Origin of the sequence: Pseudomonas sp. THAF187a (genome assembly GCF_009363395.1) — a bacterium.
Classification (GTDB): Bacteria; Pseudomonadota; Gammaproteobacteria; order Pseudomonadales; family Pseudomonadaceae; genus Aquipseudomonas; species Aquipseudomonas khazarica.
On the sequence record NZ_CP045349.1, the window covers coordinates 2,253,284 to 2,278,872 of the forward strand.

21 protein-coding genes and 2 pseudogenes are annotated in these 25,589 nt (G+C 63.8%); 11 read left to right on the forward strand and 12 right to left on the reverse strand.

Annotated features, from left to right (window positions below):
• Positions 1-64: 64 nt before the first annotated feature.
• The 4 genes from FIV02_RS10495 to acnB form a co-directional block, all read right to left on the reverse strand.
• Positions 65-1,417, reverse strand: a complete 1,353-nt coding sequence (locus FIV02_RS10495; protein WP_152488570.1) for a pyridoxal-dependent decarboxylase — start codon at positions 1,415-1,417, stop codon at positions 65-67.
• Between the two features lie 145 nt (positions 1,418-1,562).
• Complete coding sequence (locus tag FIV02_RS10500; RefSeq protein WP_037053090.1) at positions 1,563-2,141, reverse strand: ANTAR domain-containing response regulator; 579 nt, start codon at positions 2,139-2,141, stop codon at positions 1,563-1,565.
• 18 nt (positions 2,142-2,159) lie between these two features.
• On the reverse strand, positions 2,160-3,365 hold the full coding sequence (locus FIV02_RS10505) for a CmpA/NrtA family ABC transporter substrate-binding protein (RefSeq protein ID WP_152488571.1): 1,206 nt from the start codon (positions 3,363-3,365) through the stop codon (positions 2,160-2,162).
• A gap of 231 nt (positions 3,366-3,596) precedes the next feature.
• On the reverse strand, positions 3,597-6,197 hold the full coding sequence (gene acnB / locus FIV02_RS10510) for a bifunctional aconitate hydratase 2/2-methylisocitrate dehydratase (RefSeq protein WP_152490109.1): 2,601 nt from the start codon (positions 6,195-6,197) through the stop codon (positions 3,597-3,599).
• A gap of 404 nt (positions 6,198-6,601) precedes the next feature.
• On the opposite strand from acnB, the gene FIV02_RS10515 reads away from it, so the two are divergent.
• Positions 6,602-7,078 carry a DUF1289 domain-containing protein gene (locus FIV02_RS10515; RefSeq protein WP_152488572.1) on the forward strand — a complete coding sequence of 159 codons (477 nt, stop codon included), beginning with the start codon at positions 6,602-6,604 and terminating at the stop codon, positions 7,076-7,078.
• A 65-nt stretch (positions 7,079-7,143) separates the two neighbouring features.
• On the opposite strand, the gene FIV02_RS10520 is transcribed toward FIV02_RS10515, so the two are convergent.
• On the reverse strand, positions 7,144-8,007 hold the full coding sequence (locus tag FIV02_RS10520) for a universal stress protein (RefSeq protein ID WP_152488573.1): 864 nt from the start codon (positions 8,005-8,007) through the stop codon (positions 7,144-7,146).
• Between the two features lie 157 nt (positions 8,008-8,164).
• On the opposite strand from FIV02_RS10520, the gene FIV02_RS10525 reads away from it, so the two are divergent.
• Positions 8,165-8,818: a tRNA-(ms[2]io[6]A)-hydroxylase gene (locus tag FIV02_RS10525; RefSeq protein ID WP_134675973.1), complete on the forward strand. Its 654-nt coding sequence runs from the start codon at positions 8,165-8,167 to the stop codon at positions 8,816-8,818.
• Between the two features lie 245 nt (positions 8,819-9,063).
• Here the strand turns inward: FIV02_RS10525 and lpxH are convergent, their stop codons facing one another.
• The gene (lpxH, locus tag FIV02_RS10530; RefSeq protein WP_152488574.1) at positions 9,064-9,807 is read right to left on the reverse strand and encodes a UDP-2,3-diacylglucosamine diphosphatase; all 744 of its coding nucleotides are present in this window, start codon (positions 9,805-9,807) and stop codon (positions 9,064-9,066) included.
• A 4-nt stretch (positions 9,808-9,811) separates the two neighbouring features.
• Positions 9,812-10,309, reverse strand: a complete 498-nt coding sequence (locus FIV02_RS10535) for a peptidylprolyl isomerase (RefSeq protein ID WP_152488575.1) — start codon at positions 10,307-10,309, stop codon at positions 9,812-9,814.
• A gap of 160 nt (positions 10,310-10,469) precedes the next feature.
• Between FIV02_RS10535 and FIV02_RS10540 the strand changes: the two genes are divergently transcribed.
• Complete coding sequence (locus tag FIV02_RS10540; protein WP_047587410.1) at positions 10,470-12,134, forward strand: glutamine--tRNA ligase/YqeY domain fusion protein; 1,665 nt, start codon at positions 10,470-10,472, stop codon at positions 12,132-12,134.
• Between the two features lie 130 nt (positions 12,135-12,264).
• Positions 12,265-13,647 carry a cysteine--tRNA ligase gene (gene cysS / locus FIV02_RS10545; protein WP_150609377.1) on the forward strand — a complete coding sequence of 461 codons (1,383 nt, stop codon included), beginning with the start codon at positions 12,265-12,267 and terminating at the stop codon, positions 13,645-13,647.
• 42 nt (positions 13,648-13,689) lie between these two features.
• Here cysS and FIV02_RS10550 read toward each other — a convergent pair whose 3' ends face one another.
• Entirely contained in the window at positions 13,690-15,354 is a 1,665-nt protein-coding gene (locus FIV02_RS10550; RefSeq protein WP_152488576.1) for an amidohydrolase, read from the reverse strand.
• 99 nt (positions 15,355-15,453) lie between these two features.
• Here FIV02_RS10550 and FIV02_RS25230 point away from each other — a divergent pair.
• A pseudogene (locus FIV02_RS25230) lies at positions 15,454-15,579 on the forward strand (LysR family transcriptional regulator); the annotation flags it as partial.
• A gap of 12 nt (positions 15,580-15,591) precedes the next feature.
• Positions 15,592-16,359: a substrate-binding domain-containing protein gene (locus tag FIV02_RS10555; protein ID WP_256663117.1), complete on the forward strand. Its 768-nt coding sequence runs from the start codon at positions 15,592-15,594 to the stop codon at positions 16,357-16,359.
• A gap of 1 nt (position 16,360) precedes the next feature.
• On the opposite strand, the gene ampC is transcribed toward FIV02_RS10555, so the two are convergent.
• From ampC to FIV02_RS10575, 4 genes and pseudogenes are all read right to left on the reverse strand, one after another.
• Positions 16,361-17,497 carry a class C beta-lactamase gene (ampC, locus tag FIV02_RS10560; protein ID WP_152488578.1) on the reverse strand — a complete coding sequence of 379 codons (1,137 nt, stop codon included), beginning with the start codon at positions 17,495-17,497 and terminating at the stop codon, positions 16,361-16,363.
• A 12-nt stretch (positions 17,498-17,509) separates the two neighbouring features.
• A pseudogene (locus FIV02_RS10565) lies at positions 17,510-17,593 on the reverse strand (Lrp/AsnC family transcriptional regulator); the annotation flags it as partial.
• A 301-nt stretch (positions 17,594-17,894) separates the two neighbouring features.
• Complete coding sequence (locus FIV02_RS10570; protein ID WP_152488579.1) at positions 17,895-19,061, reverse strand: hypothetical protein; 1,167 nt, start codon at positions 19,059-19,061, stop codon at positions 17,895-17,897.
• A 231-nt stretch (positions 19,062-19,292) separates the two neighbouring features.
• Positions 19,293-21,128 carry a sigma-54-dependent Fis family transcriptional regulator gene (locus tag FIV02_RS10575; protein WP_152488580.1) on the reverse strand — a complete coding sequence of 612 codons (1,836 nt, stop codon included), beginning with the start codon at positions 21,126-21,128 and terminating at the stop codon, positions 19,293-19,295.
• Between the two features lie 280 nt (positions 21,129-21,408).
• Between FIV02_RS10575 and FIV02_RS10580 the strand changes: the two genes are divergently transcribed.
• From FIV02_RS10580 to FIV02_RS10600, 5 genes are read left to right on the forward strand one after another with little or no spacing between them, the layout of a single operon-like run.
• Positions 21,409-22,503 (forward strand): ABC transporter ATP-binding protein, encoded by a 1,095-nt coding sequence (locus FIV02_RS10580; RefSeq protein WP_037053060.1) that lies wholly within the window; start codon positions 21,409-21,411, stop codon positions 22,501-22,503.
• Positions 22,503-23,600 (forward strand): ABC transporter ATP-binding protein, encoded by a 1,098-nt coding sequence (locus FIV02_RS10585; RefSeq protein WP_152488581.1) that lies wholly within the window; start codon positions 22,503-22,505, stop codon positions 23,598-23,600. The genes FIV02_RS10580 and FIV02_RS10585 overlap by 1 nt, the downstream gene beginning before the upstream one ends.
• Positions 23,597-24,460, forward strand: coding sequence for a carbohydrate ABC transporter permease (locus tag FIV02_RS10590; protein ID WP_037053057.1), 864 nt, complete (start codon positions 23,597-23,599; stop codon positions 24,458-24,460). The genes FIV02_RS10585 and FIV02_RS10590 overlap by 4 nt, the downstream gene beginning before the upstream one ends.
• Before the next feature lie 8 nt (positions 24,461-24,468).
• Entirely contained in the window at positions 24,469-25,269 is an 801-nt protein-coding gene (locus FIV02_RS10595; RefSeq protein WP_037053055.1) for a carbohydrate ABC transporter permease, read from the forward strand.
• Positions 25,270-25,280: 11 nt separating this feature from the next.
• On the forward strand, positions 25,281-25,553 hold the full coding sequence (locus FIV02_RS10600; protein ID WP_134675967.1) for a DUF2160 domain-containing protein: 273 nt from the start codon (positions 25,281-25,283) through the stop codon (positions 25,551-25,553).
• The last annotated feature ends 36 nt before the right edge of the window (positions 25,554-25,589 follow it).

Genomic DNA, 25,589 nt, shown 5'->3' on the forward strand with positions numbered 1-25,589 from the left:
ACGTTGGTCACTGCTGTGACCTGGCGGCGACGATACGCCTGTCGCCGCCAGGCTGTCCAGCGCGCTATGCGCCGCTCTGTCGCTTGAGTCGCAGCAGTAGCTCGGCCAGGGCCTGGATGTCCTCGTCAGTGGTGCGCCAGGACGAGACGCTCAGGCGGAACGCCGGGCGTCCCTGCCAGCGGGTCGGGCCGAACCAGGCCTCGCCACTGCCCTGGACCGCCTCGCGGATGGCGTCTGTCTGTGCGTCCGAGTCGGCACGTACCAGCACCTGATTCAGCGGCACCTGGTTGAGCACCTGGTAGCCACCGGCGCTGAGGGCGTCGGCGAGCAGGTGGGCCTGGCGAATGTGTCGGTCGATCATGCGCCGCAGGCCGTCGCGGCCAAGGTTGGCCAGTGCCGCCCAGATCGCCACGCCGCGCGCCCGGCGGGAGAACTCCAGGGTCAGGTTGGTCTGCGCGTGGGCACTGGCCATGGCGTAGGCGGCGTCGCTGTTCATCGCCGCGGCCAGGGCGCTGGCGTCCCGGCAGATGGCCATGGCGCTGTCATAAGGGGTGTTGAGCCATTTATGCCCATCGCAGGTCCAGCTGTCGGCCTGCTCGATGCCGGCGGCCAGGTGCGCCGACGACGAGGCCCGCGCCCAGAGCCCGAAGGCACCGTCGACATGCACCCAGGCGCCAGCGGCGCGGGCCCTGGGGATCAGTTCGGCGAACGGGTCGAATTCGCCGCTGTTGACCTCGCCGGCCTGCAGGATCAGCAGGCTGCGTGCATCCAGCGGCGGCAGGCGCGCCGGGTCGATGCGCCCGCGTTCGTCGACCGGTGCGTAGATCAGCTGATTCATGCCGAAGCCGAGCACGCGCAGGGCTTTCTTCACGGTGACGTGCGCCGTTTCCGAGAGCACCACGCGCAGCGCTGGCGCACCGGCCAGGCCATCGCCATCGAAATCCCAGCCCTGCCCGGCGAGCAGCTTGCGCCGAGCGGCGGCGATGCAGGTCAGGGTGCAGGCGGTGGCGCTGGTGCCGAAGCCGACCGCGCTCTGCGCCGGCAGCCCCAGAGCCTGGCATACCCAGCGCCCGGCGACCCGTTCGAGCTGGTCGACCACCGGCGAGTTGTTGAAGGACGAGGCGCACTGGTCCCAGGCCAGCACCAGGCGTTCGGCGGCGGCCGCCGCCGGCAGCGTCGCGCCGATGACGAAGCCGAAGTAGCGCCCGCCGTTGCTCGCCACCGTCGCGGGTGAGCCGATGTCATCGAGCTGGCGCAGCACCTGCTCGGCGGCGTGACCCTGCTCCGGCAGTGGCTGGTCGAAGGCGGCCAGGGCGGCGATGGCAGGGGCGTCGGGGAAGACCCGGCGCGTGGGGGTGCCGTCCAGGTAGGCGAGGGCGCGGCGGTCGGCTTCGGCCAGCAGGTCGTGTTCGGTCATGAAGGGTTCCTCGGCTAGGGGTTGTCTACCCTAGCCGAGGCCGGCGGGACGGGGCATACACAGGCGCCGGCGAAGGCGACTGTAACAGTTGCCTGACTGATACAGTCCGTACCGGTACAGTGAACTGTTTCAGCGGTACAGTTGCTCAGCCGCCGAGCATGTCGTGCATGGCGATGATCTGTTCGGCGACCTGGATCAGCTTCTGCTGGCGGCTCATGGCCTGGCGCCGCATCAGGGTGTAGGCATCCTCTTCGTTGCAGCTCTTCATCTTCATCAGCAGGCCCTTGGCCAGCTCCACGCGCTTGCGTTCGGCCAGCTGTGCGTCGCGGGCCTGCAATTGCGCGCGCAAGGCCTGGTCGCTCTCGAAGCGCGCCATGGCGACGTCGAGGATCGGCTGCAGGCGCTGGGCGTGGATGCCCTCGACGATGTAGGCGCTGACACCGCTCTGGATCGCCTGGCGCATCACGCCGGGGTCGTGCTCGTCGGTGAACATGACGATGGGCCGTGGCTGGTCGCGGCTGACCAGGACCACCTGTTCCATGACGTCGCGTCCGGGCGACTCGGTGTCGATCAGGATGACGTCGGGGCGCACCGCCTCGACGCGCTCGGGCAGGTCGATGGTCAGCCCTGATTCGTCGATCACCTCGAAGCCGGCCTCGACCAGCGCGGTCTTGAGGCGGCCGACCTTCTTGGGCGTGTCGTTGATCAGCAGGATACGCAGCATCGATGGCTCTCCGGGCAGTTACAGGGCGGCAGCCGGGCTGTCGGCCAGGGCGTGGAGGTGGAAGCTGCGGGCATAGGCGACCGGGTCGCTGCCATCCCAGCAGGTGCCGTCCTGAAGCGTGGAGCTGCGCATCTCGGCGGGTACGGCAATGCCCAGCGCGCTGGCTGCCTCGCGATACAGCGCCAGTTGCTGAACCTGGCGGGCGATGCCGAGGTAGTCCGGGTCGCTGCGCAGCAGGCCCCAGCGGCGAAACTGGGTCATGAACCACATGGCGTCGGACAGGTAGGGCTGATTGACCAGGCCGCCCGCATGGAAGCGCAGCGGGTGCTCGTCCTGCCAGGTGTGCCCCAGGCCGTCCTGATACTGGCCAAGGAAGCGTGGCGTGATGGCCGACACCGGGGCGTTGACGTATTCGCTGCCGCTGAGCAGCTGGGCGGTGCTGCGCTTGTTCTCTTCGTTGTCGTCGATGAAGCGGGCGGCGTCGAGCACGGCCATGATCAGGGCGCGCGCGGTGTTGGGGTTCTGCTCGACGAAGGCGCGGGTGCAACCCAGCACCTTCTCCGGGTGGTCCGGCCAGATCGCCTGGATGGTGGTGACGGTGCAGCCCAGCTGTTCGTCGACGGCCTTGGCGGTCCAGGGCTCGCCGACGCAGAAGCCGTCGATGCGCTGCGCTTCGAGGTGCTCGATCATCTGCGGCGGCGGGACCACCACGCTGTCGACATCGCGCAGCGGATGGATGCCCTGACTGGCCAGCCAGTAGTAGAGCCACATGGCGTGGGTGCCGGTGGGGAAGGTCTGGGCGAAGGTCAGGCGCGCCTCATGCTGGTGCACGTGTTGCCTGAGTGCCTCACCGTTGGTCACGCCGGCCGCCTGCAGGCTGTGCGACAGGTTGATGCTCTGGCCGTTCTGGTTCAGCCCCATCAGCACGGCCATGTCGGTGGCGGGGGCGCCGCCAAGGCCCAGCTGCACCCCGTAGATCAATCCGTACAGGCTGTGCGCGGCATCCAGCTCGCCGCTGAGCAGGCGGTCGCGCAGGCCGGCCCAGGACGTCTGGCGATGCAGCCTGAGGCTCAGCCCGTACTTCTCGGCGAAACCCTGAGTGGCGGCGACCACCACCGAGGCGGAGTCGCTCAGGGCCATGAAGCCGATGTTCAGGACGCTCTTCTCAGGGGCATCGCTGCCCCAGGCCGGGGCGTCGTCGCGAGGGGTGTCGTGTTCGCTCATGTCGCTTCCTTAACGCTCACGCAGATGACCAGTGACAGGCCATAAAAAAACGTCGTACCTGACCCCGGCGCAATGGCCGGAGGGGATACGACGCCGTTGTCGATCAAGCCGCTTCCAGCGTTGAAAGGGCCCTGTGCCTGGAGGCGAAGCAAGGCATATGCCAGTGTGCCTGCTCCTGTGCAGGCATAAAAAAGCCCCGCACTGGGCGGGGCTCTTGTCACAACGCTGGGATCAGGCCTGAACGACCGGGATCTGGGCGTTGGCCGCAGCTTCACGGAAGTCTGCGATCTGGTCGAAGCTCAGGTAGCGGTAGATGTCGCCAGCCATGCTGTCGATGTCCTTCGCGTAGGCCATGTACTCCTCGACGGTCGGCAGCTTGCCGAGAATCGAAGCGACCGCAGCCAGTTCGGCAGAGGCCAGGTACACGTTGGCGCCATCGCCCAGACGGTTCGGGAAGTTACGGGTGGAGGTCGAGACCACGGTGGAGTTGGCAGCGACGCGAGCCTGGTTACCCATGCACAGCGAGCAGCCCGGCATTTCCATGCGCGCGCCGGCCTTGCCGTAGATGCCGTAGTAGCCTTCCTCGGTCAGCTGGTGGGCATCCATCTTGGTCGGCGGCGACAGCCACAGACGAGTCGGGATGCCGCCCTTGACCTTGTCCAGCAGCTTGCCGGCAGCGCGGAAGTGACCGATGTTGGTCATGCACGAACCGATGAACACTTCGTCGATCTTGTCGCCGGCCACGGTGGACAGCAGACGGGCGTCGTCCGGATCGTTCGGGGCGCACAGTACCGGCTCGTTGAGCTCGGCCAGGTCGATCTCGATGATTTCCGAGTACTCGGCGTCCTTGTCGGCTTCCATCAGCACCGGGTTGGCCAGCCAGGCTTCCATCGCCTGGGCACGACGCTCCAGGGTACGGGCATCGCCGTAGCCTTCGCTGATCATCCAGCGCAGCAGGGTGATGTTGGACTGCAGGTATTCGGCGATGGCCGCTTCCGGCAGTTTGATGGTGCAGCCGGCAGCCGAACGCTCGGCGGAGGCGTCGGACAGCTCGAACGCCTGCTCGACGGTCAGGTTGTCCAGACCTTCGATCTCGAGGATGCGGCCGGAGAAGATGTTCTTCTTGCCTTTCTTCTCGACGGTCAGCAGGCCTTTCTGGATGGCGTAGTAAGGGATCGCATGGACCAGGTCACGCAGGGTGATACCGGGTTGCATCTTGCCCTTGAAGCGCACCAGAACGGATTCCGGCATGTCCAGCGGCATGACGCCGGTGGCGGCGGCGAAGGCCACCAGGCCGGAACCGGCCGGGAAGCTGATGCCGATCGGGAAACGGGTGTGCGAATCGCCACCGGTGCCGACGGTGTCAGGCAGCAGCATGCGGTTCAGCCAGCTGTGGATGATGCCGTCGCCCGGACGCAGGGACACGCCGCCACGGGTGCGGATGAAATCCGGCAGGGTGTGGTGGGTGGTGACGTCGATCGGCTTCGGATAGGCCGCAGTGTGGCAGAAGGACTGCATCACCAGGTCAGCGGAGAAGCCCAGGCAAGCCAGGTCTTTCAGCTCGTCGCGGGTCATCGGGCCGGTGGTGTCCTGGGAGCCGACGGTGGTCATCTTCGGTTCGCAGTAGGTGCCCGGACGCACGCCTTCGACGCCGCAGGCCTTGCCGACCATCTTCTGCGCCAGGGTGAAGCCCTTGCCGCTGTCAGCCGGTTGCTCCGGCTTCTTGAACAGCTCGGAAGCGCCCAGGCCCAGCTCGGCACGCGCCTTCTCGGTCAGGCCGCGGCCGACGATCAGCGGGATACGGCCGCCAGCGCGGACTTCGTCGAGCAGCACCGGGGTCTTCAGTTCGAAGGTGGTGATGACGTCGTCGGTGCCGTGCTTGCAGACCTTGCCAGCGTACGGGTAGACATCGATCACGTCGCCCATGTTGATGTTCGAGACATCGAACTCGATCGGCAGGGCGCCGGCATCTTCCATGGTGTTGTAGAAGATCGGAGCGATCTTGGTGCCGAAGCAGAAACCGCCGGCACGCTTGTTCGGAACGTAGGGGATGTCGTCGCCGAAGAACCACAGCACCGAGTTGGTGGCGGACTTGCGGGACGAACCGGTACCGACCACGTCACCGACGTAGGCGACCGGGAAGCCCTTGGCCTTGATCTCTTCGATCTGCTTCAGCGGGCCGATGGCGCCTTGCTGCTCCGGCACGATGCCGTCGCGGGCCATTTTCAGCATGGCCAGGGCGTGCAGCGGGATGTCGGGGCGCGACCAGGCGTCCGGGGCAGGGGACAGGTCGTCGGTGTTGGTTTCGCCCGGGACCTTGAACACGGCCAGGCTGTATTTCTCGGCGATGGCCGGCTTGTTGGTGAACCACTCGCCATCGGCCCAGGACTGCAGCACGGCCTTGGCGTTGGCATTGCCGGCCTTGGCTTTCTCGGCGACGTCGTGGAAGGCGTCGAACATCAGCAGGGTGTGCTTGAGCTGCTCGGCGGCAACGGTGCCGAGGGCGGCATCGTCCAGCAGGTCGACCAGGGTGGCGATGTTGTAGCCGCCCTGCATGGTGCCCAGCAGTTCAGCGGCACGCTGCTTGCTGATCAGCGGGGAAGTGGCTTCGCCCTTGGCAACGGCAGAGAGGAAACCGGCCTTGACGTAGGCGGCTTCGTCCACGCCTGGCGGCACGCGGTTGGTGATCAGGTCTACGAGGAATTCTTCTTCGCCAGCCGGCGGGTTTTTCAGCAGCTCGACCAGGCCTGCGGTTTGTTCGGCGTTCAGCGGCTGGGGCACGATACCCTGAGCGGCACGCTCTACTACGTGTTTGCGATAGGCTTCAAGCACAGTTATTACCCTCATCAGTGGTCCCAAAGGGTTGTCCGGGACGCGATCCAGATACTCACGAACCAGGCGCTTTTCGACTTTATGAGCCGATCAGCCGAGATTGCATGAGTCTCTTGTAGAAGCTGCTTTCAAAGTTTTACGCCGGCAGGACGGGTTCTGATGAGGGCTGACGCAGACGCTCGGGGGGACTTCGAGCGGCTGCGTCGCCATCGTACCTGCAGGATCGACTGTGCTCGTGACGCTTTGAAAACAGCTTCCAACGGACATTGGCGCCGTAAAAGGCGGGCCGATTCTACTGGAAAGCGCGGACAAAGTTAAGCCGACGTCCCTGTATTGGTAGGGGTGATCTGGATTAGACAAAGGGCTAAGATGCTCGACCGTTCTGCTGTCTATATCGCTTTGCCATGTCCAATCAGCGCATCAAGACGCCTTGTGTAGGCTTGTGTTCGACCGTCTATGGCGATGTGGTCTGCCGCGGTTGCAAGCGCTTCCACCACGAGGTGATCAACTGGAACAGCTACGGCGACGAGGAGAAGCGCGCCGTCTGGACGCGCCTGGAAGTCCTGCTGGTGCAGGTGATGGCGGCCAAGCTGGAGGTGTTCGACGAGCAGCGCCTGCGGAGCCAGCTGGAGCAGCGGCAGATCCGCTTCGTGCCGCAGCAGTCGCCCTATTGCTGGGCGTATCAGCTGATCGCGCGCGGCGCGCGCATGATCAATCAGCTGGAGGCCTACGGCATGGTGCTGCTCCCGGAGTTTCGCGGCTGGGGCCTGCCCGAGCTGCGCGATGCCATCGACCGCGAGTTCTTCCTGTTGTCCGAGGCGCACTACGAGCGCTACATCGCTCCGAAATTCCTGCGCGAAGGCCTGGAAGTAAGGGTCTAGCCCGACACCGGCAGATACAAAAATGCCGCTCGACCTCGAGCGGCATTTTCATTTCCGGGGCAGCTTCAGCGCTGCGCCACCAGTTCTTCGAGGTGGGCGATCACCTCATCCGGCTTGAGCACCAGGACATCGCTTTCCAGTGCATCGAGCACCACCTCGGCCGTGTTACCGATCAGCGCGCCGGAGAGCCCCGTGCGCGCCACCGTGCCGATCACCGTGACGGCGGCGCCGAGGCGGTGAGCCATTTGCGGGATCACCACGTCGGCAGGGCCCTCGACCACGTGCAGGCGCTCGTCGCTGATGTCGTACTCGGCCTGGAAGCTGCGGCATTGCTCGCGGTAGCGCGCCTCGATGGTCTCTTTCAGCTGGAAGGTCGGATCGACGGCGGACAGCATGGGCGTCGGGTGGGCGGTGATGACGTGCAGGGTGCCCTTGGCCAGCCCGGCGATATCGTAGCCGTGGCTGATGATGCCGGCATGCAGGGTGCGATGCTCGCCATCTGCATTGCCCACATCCACGGCGGCGAGGATGCTGCCGCCGGTCCATGGGCGGTCGGTCTTGACCATCAACACCGGCCCCGGACAGTAGCGCAGGAGCTTCCAGTCCTCGGGGGTGAGCAGGGCTTTCTTCAGGGGGTTGTCCGGCAGGTGCTGCTTGACCACCAGGTTGCAGCCTTCGGCCTGCTGCACGGTGATGATGGTCTGGTGCAGGTTGTCGTGCCAGGACTGCTGGGTGGAGACGCTGAAACCCTCCTGGGCGAGGCCGCTGCTGAGGTCGTTGAGCCAGGCGCTGTGATCGCCCTTCTTGTCGCACACCAGCAGGTGCAGGTGCGACTGGGTGACTCCAGCTATCAGTTTGGCCCGCTTCAGTGCCAGGCCTTCCGGGTGTTGGGGCTCCATCACCACCAGAATACTGCGAATCGCTTGCATGGTCGTCTCCCTGAGAATGAATAGCGCTTATCCAACTATAGGTGCGCCGGCTTCAGCCGCTCGTTGACCTGTATCAACGCTGTGCTGGTCGACGGGCCTGTCACTCGTATAATGGCCCGCCATTTTAAACCTCGCCAGCACCATGAGCGCTTCAAATATGATGTCAAATGCCGAGCATATTCCGAGTAACGGCGAAGAACCTGTGTCGATCCTGCAGGAAATTCTCGGCTTTCTTGGCGGCGTCGCCACCCCGGATGCCTGGCTGGACGAGGCCTTGCGTCAGCAGGAAATCCTGCTGCTCGATCACCGCAACCTGGAGTACAAGGCCGCACAGACAGCCCTGAGCCTCATGGGGCGCTACCTGACCAAGACCGAATTGACCGCGAGAATGTCGCGTTTGGCCCGTGAAGAGCTGGTGCACTTCGAGCAGGTGAGCAAGATCATTCGCGGCCGGGGTATCGAGATCCGCCACGTATCGGCCTCGCGCTACGCCGCCGGCCTGCGTGCGCTGCTGCGCAATGGCGAAGTCGAGCGGCTGGTGGACGTGCTGGTGGTGGGCGCCTTCATCGAGGCGCGTTCGTGCGAGCGCTTCGCCGCGCTGGTGCCGCGTCTGGACGCCGAGCTGGCCAAGTTCTACGCCGGGCTGCTGGAAAGCGAAGGGCGCCACTACCGGGGCTATCTCAAGCTCGCTTACCTGTACGGCGATGCGGCCGATGTCGATGCGCGTATCGAGGTGGTGCGGGCCGTGGAGCAGGAACTGATCACCTCGCCGGACGAGCAGTTCCGTTTCCACAGTGGTGTCCCTGCATAAGGCCGCCGAAGCGGTGGCCACCTTAGATTGAGTATTTGTACGGGCTACGGTTTGGAGGCGTTTGGCCGGGTAGGGCGGGTGAAACCCGCCGCGAAGGAGATGGCGGGTTTCACCCGCCCTACATCGCTGCATAAGGCCACGGCGGCGGTGGTCACCTCAGATTGAGCACTGTAGGAGCGGCTTCAGCCGCGAACATTGCAGTAGCGGCCTTTCGCGGCTGAAGCCGCTCCTACAGGATTGTATGGCTACGGCTCGCAGGCGTTTGCGGGAGCAAGCTCGAACGGCGCCTGGTTGAAGCCCTCGTCATCGATCTGCAGCGCCCAGCCCTGGCGATCCCAGTCGCCCAGCACGATGCGCCGTGCCGGCTGGCCGTTCACCTCCAGCTCATGCACGGCCGGGCGATGGGTGTGGCCATGGATCAGCGTGCGCACGCCATGCGCGGCCATGACCCTGAGCACTTCCTGCGGCGTGACGTCGACGATCTCGCTGGCCTTCATCCGCGTTTGCGCGCGGCTTTCGTTGCGCAGCTTGCGTGCCAGCTTCTGCCGGGTGGCGAGCGGCAGATTGCGCAGGACCAGCAGTGATAGCGGGTTGCGCAGCCAGCGCCGCAGCTTCATGTAGCCGACATCCAGGGTGCACAGGCTGTCGCCGTGCATCAGCAGTACGCGCTCACCGCCCAGTTGCACCGTGCAGGGATCGCTGAGCAGGGTGCAGCCGGCCTCGCGGCAGAATGCCTTGCCGATGAGAAAGTCGCGGTTGCCGTGCATCAGGTGGATGCGCGTGCCGGCATCGCTCAGCTCGCGCAGGGCGCGGGCGATCTCATGCTGGAAGGGCGACATGCCGTCGTCGCCGATCCAGACCTCGAAGAAGTCGCCGAGGATGTACAGCGCCTCGGCCTGGCGCGCGCGCGTGGCGAGAAAATGCAGAAACGCCCGGGTGATGTCCGGGCGTTTCTCTTCGAGGTGCAGATCGGAGATCAGCAGGATCATCGACTTACTCGGCTACGACTTCGGCCTTTTCGATGACTACGTCGTCGACCGGTACGTCCTGGTGGCCGGCTTTCATGGTGGTGGAGACGCCCTTGATCTTCTCGACCACGTCCATGCCTTCGACCACTTCACCGAACACGGCGTAGCCCCAGCCCTGAACGGTCGGTGCGCTGTGGTTGAGGAAGCTGTTGTCGGCGACGTTGATGAAGAACTGCGCGCTGGCCGAATGCGGCTCCATGGTGCGGGCCATGGCGACGGTGCCGACCTTGTTGGCAACGCCGTTGTTGGCTTCGTTCTTGATCGGTGCACGGGTCGGCTTCTGCTTCATGCCCGGCTCGAAACCGCCGCCCTGGATCATGAAGTTGCCGATCACACGGTGGAAGATGGTGCCGTCGTAGTGGCCTTCCTTCACGTATTGCTCGAAGTTGGCCACGGTTTCCGGGGCCTTGTCGGCGAACAGGTTCAGGGTGATGACGCCGTGGTTGGTGTGCAGTTTGATCATGATCGTATCCGTGATGAGGCAGGTTCGAGCGCTCGGCTCGTGGATGAACAGCGCTTGTCAGGGTGGCATGCACCCTGTCAGGGGCTTGACAGGTTGGTTATGATACGGACTTTGCCCGAGGCGGCCTACCCTGTGCCGCGCCAGTATTGTTAAGGACACCATGAGCAAGCCCACCGTCGAAAAAGCCGCCAACTTCCTGCGCCCCATCGTCCAGGCCGATCTGGACAGCGGCAAGCACGCCCAGATCGTGACCCGCTTTCCGCCGGAGCCCAACGGCTACCTGCACATCGGTCATGCCAAGAGCATCTGTCTGAACTTCGGCCTGGCCGAGGAGTTCGGCGGCCAGTGCAACCTGCGTTTCGACGACACCAACCCGGCCAAGGAAGACCAGGAATACATCGACGCGATCAAGGCCGACGTCGAGTGGCTGGGCTTCAAGTGGGCGGGCGAGGAGCGCTATGCCTCCAACTACTTCGACCAGCTGCATGCCTGGGCCATCGAGCTGATCAAGGCGGGCAAGGCCTTCGTCTGCGATCTGAACGCCGAAGAAATGCGCGAATACCGTGGCAACCTCACCGAGCCGGGCAAGAACAGCCCGTTCCGTGAGCGTTCGGTGGAGGAGAACCTGGACCTGTTCGCCCGCATGAAGGCTGGCGAGTTCGCGGACGGCGCCCGTTCGCTGCGTGCCAAGATCGACATGGCCTCGCCGAACATCAACCTGCGCGACCCGATCCTCTATCGCATCCGCCACGCCCATCACCACCAGACGGGCGACAAGTGGTGCATCTACCCGAGCTACGACTTCACCCACGGTCAGTCCGACGCCATCGAGGGCGTGACGCACTCGATCTGCACCCTGGAGTTCGAGGATCACCGTCCGTTGTACGAATGGTTCCTGGCCAACCTGCCGGTGCCGGCGGCGCCGCGTCAGTACGAATTCGCCCGCCTGAACCTGAACTACACCATCACCAGCAAGCGCAAGCTCAAGCAGCTCGTCGACGAGAAACACGTCGATGGCTGGGACGACCCGCGCATGTCGACGCTGTCCGGTTACCGCCGTCGCGGTTACACCCCGGCGTCGATCCGTACCTTCTGCGACATGATCGGCGTCAACCGTGCCGGCGGCCTGGTGGATATCGGCATGCTGGAATTCGCCATTCGTGACGACCTGGACGCCAACGCCGCGCGCGCCATGTGCGTGCTCAAGCCGCTCAAGGTGGTGATCACCAACTACCCGGAAGGCCAGGTCGAGAACCTCGAGCTGCCGCGCCACCCGAAGCAGGACATGGGCGTGCGCGTGCTGCCGTTCTCCCGCGAGATCTACATCGATGCCAGCGACTTCGAGGAAACCCCGCCGGACGGCTTCAAGCGTCTGATCCCCGGTGGCGAAGTGCGCCTGCGCGGCAGCTACGTGATCCGCGCCGACGAGGCCATCAAGGACGCCGCCGGCAACATCGTCGAGCTGCGTTGTTCCTACGACGAGAACACCCTCGGCAAGAACCCGGAAGGGCGCAAGGTCAAGGGCGTGATCCACTGGGTGCCGGCGGCCGAGAGCGTGGCCTGCGAGGTGCGCCTGTACGATCGCCTGTTCCGCTCGGCCAACCCGGAGAAGGCGGAAGAGGGCGGCAGCTTCCTCGACAACATCAACCCGGATTCGCTGGTGGTGCTCACCGGTTGCCGTGCCGAGCCGTCGCTGGCCCAGGCTACTGCCGACGATCGCTTCCAGTTCGAGCGCGAAGGCTACTTCTGCCTGGACAAGGACTCGACCGCCGATGCCCTGGTGTTCAACCGTACCGTGACCCTGCGCGACTCCTGGGGGCAATAACGGCTGGCAAATCGCTGCGCTCAATCAGGCAGCGTCGATGCGAGGTTGGCAAAGCGTTTGCTCACCTCGCCCCGCGTTGCCTGATCATCGCGCGCTGCCTTGCACGCCGTGCTTGAGGAATTAGAGAAAGATGCTGAGCATTTACAACACCCTGACCAAGACCAAGGACGCCTTCCAGCCACTGATCGGCAACCAGGTGCGCATGTACGTGTGCGGCATGACCGTGTACGACTACTGCCATATCGGTCACGCCCGCGTGATGGTCGCCTTCGACGTGGTCACCCGCTGGCTGCGTCAGCGCGGCTATGACGTGACCTACGTGCGCAACATCACCGACATCGACGACAAGATCATCCGCCGCGCCAACGAGAACGGCGAACCGTTCGAGGCGCTGGTCGAGCGCATGATCGCCGCGATGCACGAGGACGAGGCGCGTCTGTCCGTGCTGCGCCCGGACATCGAACCGCGCGCCACCGGCCATATCGCCGGCATGCACCAGATGATCCAGACCCTGATCGACAAGGGCTTCGCCTATGCGCCGGGTAATGGCGACGTGTACTACCGCGTCACTAAGTTCGAAACCTACGGCAAGCTGTCGCGGCGCAAGATCGACGAGCTGAAGATCGGCGCACGCATCGAGGTCGATGAAATCAAGGAAGACCCGCTGGACTTCGTTCTGTGGAAAGGCGCCAAGCCGGGCGAGCCGAGCTGGGATTCGCCGTGGGGCAAGGGCCGTCCGGGCTGGCACATCGAGTGCTCGGTGATGTCCACCTGCTGCCTGGGCGAGACCTTCGACATCCACGGCGGCGGCCCGGACCTGGTGTTCCCGCACCACGAGAACGAGATCGCGCAGAGCGAGGCGGCCACCGGCAAGCAGTACGCCAAGGCCTGGATGCACGCCGGGGCGGTGCGCGTCGATGGCGAGAAGATGTCCAAGAGCCTGGGCAACTTCTTCACCATCCGCGAGGTGCTGGAGAAGTATCACCCGGAGGTGGTGCGTTATCTGCTGGTGTCCAGCCATTACCGCAGCCCGATCAACTACTCCGAAGAGAGCCTCAAGGAAGCCAAGGGCGCCCTGGAACGCTTCTACAACGGCCTCAAGGGCCTGCCGGAGCTGGCGCCTGCCGGTGGCGAAGCCTTCGTCGAGCGCTTCGGTGCGGCGATGGACGACGACTTCAACTCGCCGGAGGCCTGTGCGGTGCTGTTCGAGATGATCCGTGAGGTCAACCGCCTGCGCGAATCCGACCTGCAGGCCGCTGCCGGCCTGGCTGCCCAGCTCAAGCAGCTGGCCGCCGTGCTGGGCGTGCTGCAGCTGGAGCCGGAAGCCTTCCTCCAGGCGGGCGCTGCCGGCAAGGTCGATGCGGCCGAGGTCGAGGCACTGATCGCCGCGCGCCTGCAGGCGCGTGCCGAGAAGAACTGGGCGGAAAGCGACCGCATCCGTGACCAGATCACTGCCATGGGCGTGGTACTGGAAGACGGCAAGGGCGGCACCACCTGGCGCTTGGCCGAGTAAGCGAGCGCCACTCCAAGGCCGCCCACGGGCGGCCTTTTGTTATCAGTCGCTGTATACCTGGCGCCCACCCAAGTAAACGGCGTTGACCTGCATCTGCCGCAATTGCGTTGGCGGCATCCGATAAGGATTGTCGCTGACCACCGTCAAGTCCGCCCATTTGCCTGGCTCCAGGCTGCCCAAGAGTGAGTCCTGGCGCAGTTGGTAGGCGGCGTTTATGGTCATGGCGCGTAGCGCCTGGTGGGCGTCGATGGTCTCGCTGGGGTTGATTGGAGTACCACTCTGGCTACGCCTGAGCATCGCCGTTTGCATCAGGCTGAAAGGCTGGGCCGGAAACATCGGGCTGTCCGCATGCAAGGTGGGGTGCAGGCCGGCGCTGAAGGCGCTGCGCACAGGCAGGCTGCGTTGAGTCATGAAGCGACCTATCACCGAGTCCTGCAAGGCATCGCCGTAATAGAGCAGGTGGTTGATATGAAACGACACGGCCACGCCCTGGGCTGTCAGCTCCGGCATCAGCGGCTTCGGTAGTTCGATGGCGTGTTCCAGGCGTACTGCTGGGGCTTGCCCACTCAGTGGCGCGGCCTGTTCGAGGGCTCGGGCCACTTCGAGCAGTGAGGCATCGCCCTGGCTGTGGATCGCGACCTGCCAGCCGGCGCGATTGTAGTGCTCGATTTTTTCGCGCAGTGCCGCCACACCGAGCAATGGCTGGCCGTAGCTGCCGGGCGTGATGCCCAGGGTGCGGTTCAGCGGGCTGTCGAGGTAGGCGCTACGGCTGAACATGCTGCCAGTGTAGGGCGAACCGTCTGCCCAGAGTTTGACGCCGAGCACGGCGAAGCTGTCCGAGCCGTTGTCAGGGCTTTCTGGCAGGGCATCGAGTTCCTGTTCGGTCAGATAGAAGTATTGGCGGATGCGTGGTCGCCAGTGGCGCAGCGCGGCGTAGCGTGCCATCAGCGGCGGCACGTTGTAGCCCAGCGATGCCACCGTGGTGAAGCCATTGGCTAGCAAATCATCGAGCGTGCGCTCATAGCGCTGCAGCAGTGCCCAGGGGCGTCTGAGCTCGGTCATGAAGGGCCTGGCTGCCTGGGTTTCGACGATCATCCCGGTCAGTTCGCCCTGGTCGTCGCGCTGGTAGTAGGAGGCCGCGCTCGGGTTCGGGGTGTGGCGATCCACACCAGCAACGGCGAAGGCGCGCGAGTTGGCCCAGAACGAGTGCAGGTTCTGTCCGATCAGCAGCACCGGGTTGTTTGGCGCCAACTGATCGAGCTGCTGGCGGGGTGGAATCTGCAGATCCGGCACCAGGATCGGATCGAGGCCGACGGCGTACACCCATTCGCCCGGCGCAGTGCTTGCCACGCGCTGGCGTAGCGCCTGCCAAACCGATTGATTATCACGATGAGTGAAACCGGACAGATCCACTGCGCCCGCGAACAGGGCGCTGAGGGTCGGGTGTTCGTGTGCGGCGATCAGCCCAGGTAGCAGGGTCTTGCCGTGCAGATCGACGATCTCGCTGTCAGATCCTGCCAGCGCCAGTATCTGCTGGCGTGAGCCTGTGGCGAGGATGCGACCATCCTGCACTGCCAGTGCTTCGACCACCCGATCCTCTGGGTCGACGGTCAGAATCGGACCGCCGACGAAGATCAGCTGAGGGGCTGATGGCTGGCAGGCGGCGAGCAACGTAAAGCTGGCGAGTATCAGGGCACGCAGGAGCATGGATAGGCGATACCTTCAGGGCGATGACGCATCCTGCTGGCTGGGCTATAAAGTCGTCCAATGCAAAATTGCAGTCTTATTGATGCAGGTGGTGCCTGAATGGACTTGAAACGCTTGCAGCACCTACTGCTGTTGACCGAGGAGTTGCACTTCTCTCGGGCTGCGCAGCGCGCGAACCTGTCGCAGACCGCATTCAGTCGTAGCATCCAGACCCTGGAGCGCGAGCTGGGCGTGCGTTTGTTCGACCGCGACACACGTCGGGTGAGCCTGACGGCCGCCGGTCGACAGATCGTTGCGCGCGCTCGCGAGCTGATCGCCCAGGCCACCTGCCTGCAATTCGAGGTTGATGAGTTGCGTGGGCTGCAGGCTGGGCGTCTGGCTTTCGGGGTCAGTCAGTTGGTGGAGGCTGACCGGCTTGAACGGCTGATCGAGCAACTGCAGCCTGCGGGCAGCGAGGTGCGCCTCGATATCGAAGTCAATCACTGGGAGGCTTTGCGCGAGGCGCTGCTGGCCGAGCGTATCGAGTTCTTCGTCGCCTACGCCAGGCCACTGGTCGAGGATGGCCGTTTCGTTGTGCATGAGCTGCCGGCACAGGCAGCCTCATTGTTTTGCCGTGCGCAGCATCCTTTGCTTGATGGCGCGGCCATCACGCCTGCGCGCTTGCTCGACTATCCCTGGAGTTGTGTGCGCTTCGACGCCAGTATTGCTCAGCGGTTGTGCAGCCTGCTGCATATCGATGCCGCGCAACTACCGGTGCGTCTGACCTGCAGTGACCTGGGTCTGTTGCGGCGGCGGTTGCTCGTGAGCAACGAGCTGTTGTTGACCTGGCGGCAAGCCGTGGCCGCTGAGTTGGCCAGCGGCCAGGTGGTCGACTTGCCCCAGGCGGCAGGTTTGGCCATGCCTGCCGAGGCGCTGGCGCTGCCTTGTGCACTGGTTCGTCTGGCAGGGCGCACGCTGTCGCCGTTGGCCATGCGCGCGCAGCAGTGGTGGTTGGCGAACGTCTGACTCAGGGCGATAGCGCCTCGATGATCCTTAGTGCCAGGCGCACACGCTCGGCGTTGGGGTAGTTGCGGTTGGCGAGTATCACCAGCCCGGTGTCCCGTGCGGGCAGCAGCAGGATGTAGGCGCCGAAGCCATTGGTCGAGCCGGTCTTGTTCAGCAGCAGATCGCCTTCGGCAGGCTTGGCCACGGCGAAACGCTCGACGGGATGTGGCTGCAGGGCCATGTCGGCGGAGTTGCCGGCCTGCAGCCGTTCCAGGCTGATGGGGTAGGCGTAGCGTTCCCAGCCGAGGGCCTGGGTCATCTCACCGACCTGGTAGTAGCCGCGATGAGTGGCGCTGACGGCCTGGTGCAGCGGCGAGGGCAGGCGATCCGGGTGCAGGTTGACCTCGATGAAGCGCAGCATGTCGGTGGCGCTGGATTTCAACCCGTAGGCTTCGGCATCCAGGGCACCGGGGCCTACGCGCATGGCCTTGTCGTCGCGGTAGCCCCAGGCGTAGTGCTGCATCTGCCCGGCCGGTATCTGCACGTAGCTTTCCTGCATGCCCAGTCGTGGCAGCAGGTCCTGCTCCATCACCTGCTGGAAGGGTTCGGCCAGGCTGGCCGCCGCCAGGTGACCGAACAGGCCGATGCTCGGGTTGGAATACTGGCGACGGGTGCCGGCCGGATAGACGGCCTGCCAGTTGCGGTAGTAGTCGAGCATCTGGAGCTCGTCGCCTACCGCGTCCGGGAACTGCAGCGGCAGGCCGCCGGCGCTGTAGGTCGCCAGGTCCAGCAGGCTGATATGGTCGAACTCGCTGCCTTGCAGGGCTGGCAGGTACTGGCTGGCGTTGTCGCTGAGGTTCAGGGTGCCACGCGCTTCCGCGTAGGCGCCGAGGGTGGCGGTGAACAGCTTGCTGATCGAACCCAGCTCGAACAGCGTGTGACGATCCACGGCCTGGCCGCTTTCACGGGAGGCGACGCCATAGTCGAAGAAGTGCTGCTGCCCCTTGTGGCTGATGGCGATGGCCATGCCGGGGATGGCGTAGGCCTGCATCACGGGCTTCACGGCGGCATCGACGGCCGGGCGCAGTTCGGCGAGCGCGTTCTGGCTGGCCAGGCAGAGGCCGAGGGCGGCGAGCAGGGGGCGTAGGGAGGAGGGCATGAGCGTTCCTTGTCAGTTCATCGGTGGCAATCGGCGCGGGACCGAGGTCTTCTTGACGATGGCGGTGTTGGTTTCGGCATGGCCGTTGATGCGATTGCCCGGCAATGAAATATGTGACTGATGATGGTGCGTGTTGGTGTGGATAGTACAAGTCCTTTCAATGCTGGTCTTTTGACGTTGCCTCGATGGATTGTTGGGCCACAGTCGAGTGGCTGTGAGGGCGTACGCCCTGCTGCCGCCCCTGTTATTCAGGCGTCGCGTAATTTGTTGCATCGCGTGAACTGTATGACTGGATGGGTTAGGAGGCAGAAACGGTGATTATCGTCGCTCCCGCGACGGCGGGAGCCCGGGACGTTTGTCGGTTTTGGATTCTCGCCTGCGCGAGAATGACGAATTTTCAGCGTTTCTCTATCGGTTCATTGCTTGTTGTCTTGGGCTTGCCCTTTTGGGCCTCTTCGATCGCCTGTGACAGGACTTCTAGATATTGAGCAGAGGTTTTTGGAACCTTACTCAATTGTTCCAGAAGCTGCGCCGCCGTGGTCGAAGCGTCTTGAGTCAATGCTTTGGCGTGGTCTTCACGGGCAACGCGTACAAGTAGCCAAGAACGATCCTTGTAAAGCCGGTAAGGCTGATTAGGCGCATTTTTTATTGCCAGTAAGGGATTGTATTTACCTTGGCTGACACGAAGTTTTTCAAAGGGGGGAAGCTGGTCACGATTTTCTTCCCGAACGATGACGTAGTACCCCTCTCGTAGAGGCGCATAGGGCGTGACGCGCTTCTGGATGGCATTGCTGTCTTTCTTCGTCACTCCAGAGTATGGCGGGTCGAATTCGACTTGGTAGCGAAGTTCTACGTCATCGCCGTTCGTGCCTAGCAGTGCCCCTCCGAGAGTATTCAAGAGATTGAGTACCGGAGTGCCCGGGGCATAGGCTGCACTGCCAATTTTGGCCAGTTCCTGAAGCAGTTGACGGCTCTGGACGCTTTCGTCGTTGTCCAGTTCGAGGATTGCCCAATCCATGAAGAACGACCCACCTTCGTATGTCTTCGGACCATAGATGGGAATATTCAATGCGTTGATGAGTTGGCCGCTTTCTCGGATGTCTTCGTTGTAATAAACAATCCGGCCATTGCGTTGTATATCGGCGGGGTTGAACGTCAGCCCTGTCACTCCATCGTTACGTTCTCCCGCATTGACGATGATGGCAATTTCCCCACGAGTGTAGTTGGTGGTTCCTAGCAGGCTTGTGTTGCCATCACCGCCCTCACAAGGCAAAGCGCCTGCATTGCTTCTGGAGAACCAGTCTCTGGGGCCGCTACCCTCGCGGAAGTCGCAAATGTATGCCGAAATCAGCTTGATGGAGAACGCTTCTCCCTTTTCGATGGGGTGCTCGTTGGTTTGAGTGGCGTTGCCTGGATCTGGAATAAAGATGCTGCGAATGTGCTTGCCATCGGGGGAGTGTGCTATCTGTGTCGCGCCTTCGTTGTGGTGAAGGCCTTGTGCGCAGCCAGCCAGTGCTAACAGAGTCGCAGTGCAGATACAGTATTTCGAGAGTCTTAGTTTCATCGCTTGTGGCATCCCTGTGCGTGGTTATTTCAGGGAAAAGCTAGAAGATATCTGGTTGATTGCAATGTGCCATGGCCATGGGCTGCATTGGTTTGGTCTTTCCCTGGGATTCCCTGAAAAAATCAGTCGTGCATCCTCACGTGTGGGAAAGACCCCTGGAGTTTTGTGGTCTCTGGATGACTCCTAGTCGAATTTGCTTATTGCCTCGCCAAGGCGAGATGACGGCCGTATTCAGACCTTTAGCCCCTGTTCACGCAGGCGCTTGTACAGGGTGTTGCGACTCAGGCCGAGGTGGCGCGCCAGGTAGGAGATGTTGCCGCCGCAGGCCTGGTACTGGCTGGCCAGGTCGTCGCTGTCTGCCACGGGCTGTGACGGCTGCGGCGCCGCGCCGGGCAGGTCGGTGAAAAAATCGTCCGGCAGGTGTTCGGCGCGAATCGGCTGGTCGTCGGCCATGGCCAGCGCGACGCGCAGCACGCTGCTGAGCTGGCGCAGGTTACCCGGCCAGGGGTGGCGCTGGAACAGCTCGAGTACCTCGCGACTGAGCCCCGCCCACTGCCTGGGTTCGCGGTGCTGTTCCCAGAGTTTCTGGAACAGGGCCGCCTTGTCGGTGCGTTCGCGCAGCGGCGGCAGCTCCAGGTTCAGGCCGCTGATGCGGTAGTAGAGGTCGGCGCGAAACTGGCCATTGTCGATGTCCTGGCGCAACGGGCGGTTGGTCGCGGAGATCAGGCGCACGTCCACCGGGTGCAACTCGCTGCTGCCCAGCGGCTGCACGCAGCGTTCCTGCAGGACGCGCAGCAATCGGGCCTGGACGCGCAGCGGCATGTCGCCGATTTCGTCGAGAAACAGCGTGCCCTTGTGCGCCTTGCGGATCAGGCCGACATGGCCCTTCTGGCTGGCGCCGGTGAAGGCGCCTTTCTCGTAGCCGAACAGCTCCGACTCCACCAGCTCCGCCGGGATGGCGGCGCAGTTGACCGCGATGAACGCCTGGCTGGCGCGTGAGCTGGAGCGGTGCAGGGCCTTGACGAAGACCTCCTTGCCGGCGCCGGTTTCACCCTGCACCAGAATCGGGATGTCCTTCTCCAGCAGGCGTTCGGCCTGGCGAATGGCCTTGTCCACTCTGGCGTCGCCCAGGTTGAGTGCGTGCAGATGCGGCTCCTGCTTGCTGCGGCTGGTCAGCGGCGGTCGGAAGTCGCGGGGTTGAACGGGGGCTGGCCGGGTAGGGCGGCGCACCCGCGCGTGGAAGCGAAAGTGGCCGCTGGTGCGCAGGTTGAAGGGCAGATTGTCCGGCTGGTTGAGCAACTGCTGCAGTGGCACGTCGAACAGCTGCTCGATGGCGCAGTAGGCAAGGGGTTGCCCGAGCAGGTTGTCGGCGCGGCGGTTCGCCGAGACCACGTGGCCCTGCTCGTCGAACACCACCAGCCCGGCCCAGGGGCTGTCGAGGTTGTCCAGGCTGGTATTGAAGCTGAGCAGGTGGTACTGCTCGGCGAACAGCTTGAGGATCAGGCGGTTCTCCACCGACTGGCTCATCATCTTGACCATGCCCAGGGTGTGCGCGGGCGGCAGGTAGCTGTCGCTGGACACGTCGAGCACGGCGACCATGCGTCGCTGTTCGTCGAAGATCGGTGAGGCCGAGCCGGTCATGAAGCGGTTGGCCTTGAGGAAGTGCTCGTCGTGCTGGATGTGCACGGCCTGGCCGCAGCTGAGCGCGGTGCCGATGGCATTGGTGCCGGTGTAGCGCTCCAGCCAGCTGGCGCCGGCGACGAAGCCCGCGGCCTGGCGCGGTTCGATGAAGCGCTGGTCGCCCCAGGACTGCAACAGCCGGCCCTGCTCGTCGGCGAGCATGATCAGGCAGTTGGAGTTGGCCAGGATGGTGCCGTAGTAGGGCAGCACTTCCTGGTGGGTGGTCTGTACCAGTGCCTGGCGGCTCTCCAGCAGGGCCGAGAGTTCACCGGGAGGGGGCGGGTCGAAGCAGGGCGGACTCTGGTGGGTCAGGCCGTAGTCACGGCAGCGCGACCAGGATTGCTCGATGATGGTGTCGTGCGCCTGCGCGCGGGCAGCTTCTGTCATGGACGCTCTCTTCTTGTAGGTTCGCGATCTGCGCCGCGATGTGCTCGCGACCTGCGTCGCGTCCGTCCAGTCTTGTTCAAAACTGTTCAAAGTCAACAGTCGAACTGTTCAGTTGTTCACATCCGCTTGTGCAAAGCTGTTCAGCCTGGTCGCGATGAACTCTCCTTATATTTCTCGTTTTTTCTTGTTTATCAAATGGATAGTTGATGTTTTTCGGCCCTGGCATGCTTGTCGCTAAGGTGTTCGTAATCGAATGGCACGACAAGAAAAAGGACAGGCCATGTCGCTCAAGCTCGAACACGTCACCCGTATCGTCGACGGCCAGGTGCATATCGATGATGCCTGCCTGAGTTTCGAACCCGGCTCTTTCAACGTTCTGCTGGGCCGCACCCTGGCCGGCAAGACCAGCCTGATGCGCCTGATGGCCGGCCTGGATCGACCCAGCAGCGGCCGCGTGCTGATGAACGGCGCCGATGTCACCGGCGTCCCGGTGCGTCAGCGCAACGTGTCGATGGTCTATCAGCAGTTCATCAACTACCCGACCCTGACGGTGTTCGAGAACATCGCGTCGCCGCTGCGCCAGGCCGGAATGGCCAGGGAACTGATCGCCGACAAGGTCGAGAGCACGGCGCGCATGCTGCGCATCGACAACCTGCTGTCACGCTACCCACTGGAACTGTCCGGTGGTCAGCAGCAGCGCACGGCCATGGCGCGGGCACTGGTCAAGGACGCGTCGCTGATCCTCTTCGACGAGCCCCTGGTCAACCTCGACTACAAGCTGCGCGAGGAGTTGCGCCAGGAAATGCGCGAGCTGTTCCAGGCGCGCCACACCATCGCCATCTACGCCACCACCGAGCCGAACGAGGCGCTGGCCCTCGGTGGCACCACCACCATCCTGCACGAGGGGCGGGTGGTGCAGAGTGGCAAGACCGCCGATGTCTATCACCGTCCGCAGCAGGTGCTGGCCGCCGAGCTGTTCTCCGAGCCGGCGATCAACCTGATGCCGGGGCGGATCAGCGGCAGCGAGGTGAGCTTTGCCGACTGCGTGCACTTCCCGCTCAATCAGGACCTGCGCGACATCGCCGAGGGCGAGTACCGTTTCGGCGTGCGCCCGAGTCATATCGGCCTGGTGCCGTCGAACGACGATGACCTGGAACTCGCGGTCACCGTGGAGCTGGCCGAGATCAGTGGCTCGGAAACCTTCCTGCACGTGCGCAACGAACAGTTCGTGCTGGTACTGCACCTGCCAGGCGTGCACGAGTACGCGGTGGACACGCCGATACTCATCTACATCCCGACCCACAAGCTGTTCGTCTTCGCCGCCGATGGGCAATTGGTCCAGGCACCCAGTCGTCGCCAGGGGAGGGCTGCCTGATGGCCGAGATTCGTCTGCACAACCTTGCGCACAGCTACAGCGGTGCGCCGAAGGCGCCGGAAGATTATGCGATCCGCGAGATGAACCACATCTGGCAGCAGGGCGGCGCCTACGCGCTGCTGGGCCCCTCGGGCTGCGGCAAGTCGACCCTGCTCAACATCATCTCCGGCCTGCTCAGCCCGTCCCAGGGCGAGGTGCAGTTCGACGGCAAGGCGGTCAACGCACTGTCGCCACAGCAGCGCAACATCGCCCAGGTGTTCCAGTTCCCGGTGGTCTACGACACCATGACGGTGTTCGACAACCTGGCCTTCCCGCTGCGTAACCAGGGCATGGACGAGGCGCGCATCACCAGCAAGGTGCATGAGATCGCGGAGGTGCTCGAACTCCATCCGCTGCTGCGCAAGAAGGCGCGCAACCTCACCGCCGACGAGAAGCAGAAGGTGTCCATGGGGCGTGGCCTGGTGCGTGACGACGTGTCGGCGATTCTCTTCGACGAGCCGCTGACGGTGATCGACCCGCACCTGAAGTGGAAGCTGCGGCGCAAGCTCAAGCAGATCCACGAGCAGTTCAATATCACCATGGTCTACGTCACCCACGACCAGCTGGAGGCCTCCACCTTCGCCGACAAGATCGCGGTGATGTACGGCGGGCAGATCGTCCAGTTCGGTACGCCGCGCGAATTGTTCGAGCGCCCCGGACATACCTTCGTCGGCTACTTCATCGGCAGCCCGGGGATGAACCTGATCGACGTGCAGCGCTGCGAGGGTGGCGTGCGTTTCGCCGATACCGTGCTGCCGCTTTCCGAGGCGCTCAACCAGCGCCTGGCCGAACTGGAAGGCAGGCGGCTGCAGGTGGGCATCCGTCCCGAGTTCGTGCATGTCTGGGACGGCGCCTATGAGGACGCGCTGTGCGGGCGCGTGCTGCACGTCGAGGACCTCGGCACCTACAAGATCCTCACCTTCGACCTCGACGGCCAGGTGCTCAAGGCGCGCCTGCAGGAGGACCAGCCGGTGCCACGCGAACAGGTCTACCTGAACTTTCCGGCGCAGTGGCTGATGCTCTATGCCGATGACTACCTGGTGGAGGTGGCGCCATGAAAGTACAGAACAACAAGGCCTGGTGGCTGGTCCTGCCGGTGTTCCTGCTGGTGGCCTTCAGTGCCATTGTGCCGATGATGACGGTGGTCAACTACTCGGTGCAGGACATCTTCGATCCAGCCACGCGCTACTTCGTCGGCGTCGACTGGTATCGCCAGGTGTTGCAGGACCCGCGCCTGCACGACTCGCTGCTGCGCCAGTTCATCTTCTCCGCCTGCGTGCTGCTGATCGAGATTCCGCTGGGCATCGCCATCGCCCTGTGCATGCCGACCCGTGGGCGCTGGGCGTCGCTGTGCCTGATCCTGATGGCCATCCCGCTGCTTATTCCATGGAACGTGGTGGGCACCATCTGGCAGATCTTCGGCCGTGCCGACATCGGCCTGATGGGCTGGGCGCTGAACAAGCTGGGCCTCAGCTACAACTATGCCGCCAACACCATGGATGCCTGGGTGACGGTGCTGATCATGGACGTCTGGCACTGGACGTCGCTGGTGGCGCTGCTGTGCTACTCGGGCTTGCGGGCGATACCCGACGTCTACTACCAGGCGGCGCGCATCGACCGTGCGTCGAACTGGGCGGTGTTCCGCCATATCCAGCTGCCCAAGCTGAAGAGCGTGCTGCTGATCGCGGTGATGCTGCGCTTCATGGACAGCTTCATGATCTACACCGAGCCGTTCGTGCTGACCGGGGGCGGCCCGGGCAACGCCACCACCTTCCTCAGCCAGACCCTGACGCAGATGGCCATCGGTCAGTTCGACCTGGGCCCGGCGGCGGCGTTCTCGCTGGTCTACTTCCTGATCATCCTGCTGGTGTCCTGGCTGTTCTATACCGCCATGACCCACGACGACAAGAATCGCTGAGGCCGACCATGATGCTACGCAAACGCCTGGCTCTGCTGATCTACTTCCTCTTCCTGCTGGTGCCGATCTACTGGCTGCTGAACATGTCGTTCAAGAGCAACACCGAGATTCTCGGTGGCCTGAGCCTGTGGCCGCAGCATTTCACCCTGGAAAACTACCGGGTGATCTTCACCGATCGCAGCTGGTACGAGGGCTATCTCAACTCGCTGTACTACGTCAGCCTCAACACCCTGATCTCGCTCAGCGTGGCGCTGCCGGCGGCCTATGCCTTCTCGCGCTACCGCTTCCTCGGCGACAAGCACCTGTTCTTCTGGCTGCTGACCAACCGCATGGCGCCGCCGGCGGTGTTCCTGCTGCCGTTCTTCCAGCTGTATTCGTCCATCGGCCTGTTCGACACCCACATCGCCGTGGCGCTGGCGCACTGCCTGTTCAACGTGCCGCTGGCGGTGTGGATCCTGGAGGGGTTCATGTCCAGCGTGCCCAAGGAAATCGACGAGACGGCCTATATCGACGGCTACAGCTTCCCGAAATTCTTCGTGAAGATCTTCATCCCGCTGATCCGTTCCGGCATCGGCGTCACGGCTTTCTTCTGCTTCATGTTCTCCTGGGTCGAGCTGCTGCTGGCGCGCACCCTGACATCCGTGGACGCCAAGCCCATCGCCGCTGTGATGACCCGTACGGTATCCGCGTCGGGGATCGACTGGGGCGTGCTGGCCGCCGCCGGGGTGCTGACCATCATTCCCGGCATGCTGGTGATCTGGTTCGTTCGCAATCATGTGGCCAAGGGCTTTGCCCTCGGTCGCGTATAAGGAGGTTCGTCATGAGCTGGATGGCCTGGACTCTGCCGACTGCGCTGTTCTTCGCCGTCATCGCCGTGCTGCTGGCCGGCATGACGCTGGTGGAGCTGCGCTGGCCTTGCGTGGAGCGCAAGGGGTTTCTGCCGATCGCCACGACCCGTGGCGACCGGTTGTTCATCGGTCTGCTCGGTAGCGCCTACCTGCACCTGCTGGTGATAGGCGTGACCGACTGGAGCGTGTGGATAGCGTCACTGCTATCGCTGTTGTGGTTGTGCGCAGTCATGCGCTGGGGCTGAGCCGGGCTGCCACCGGTTTGCCTCTCCCATATCCTG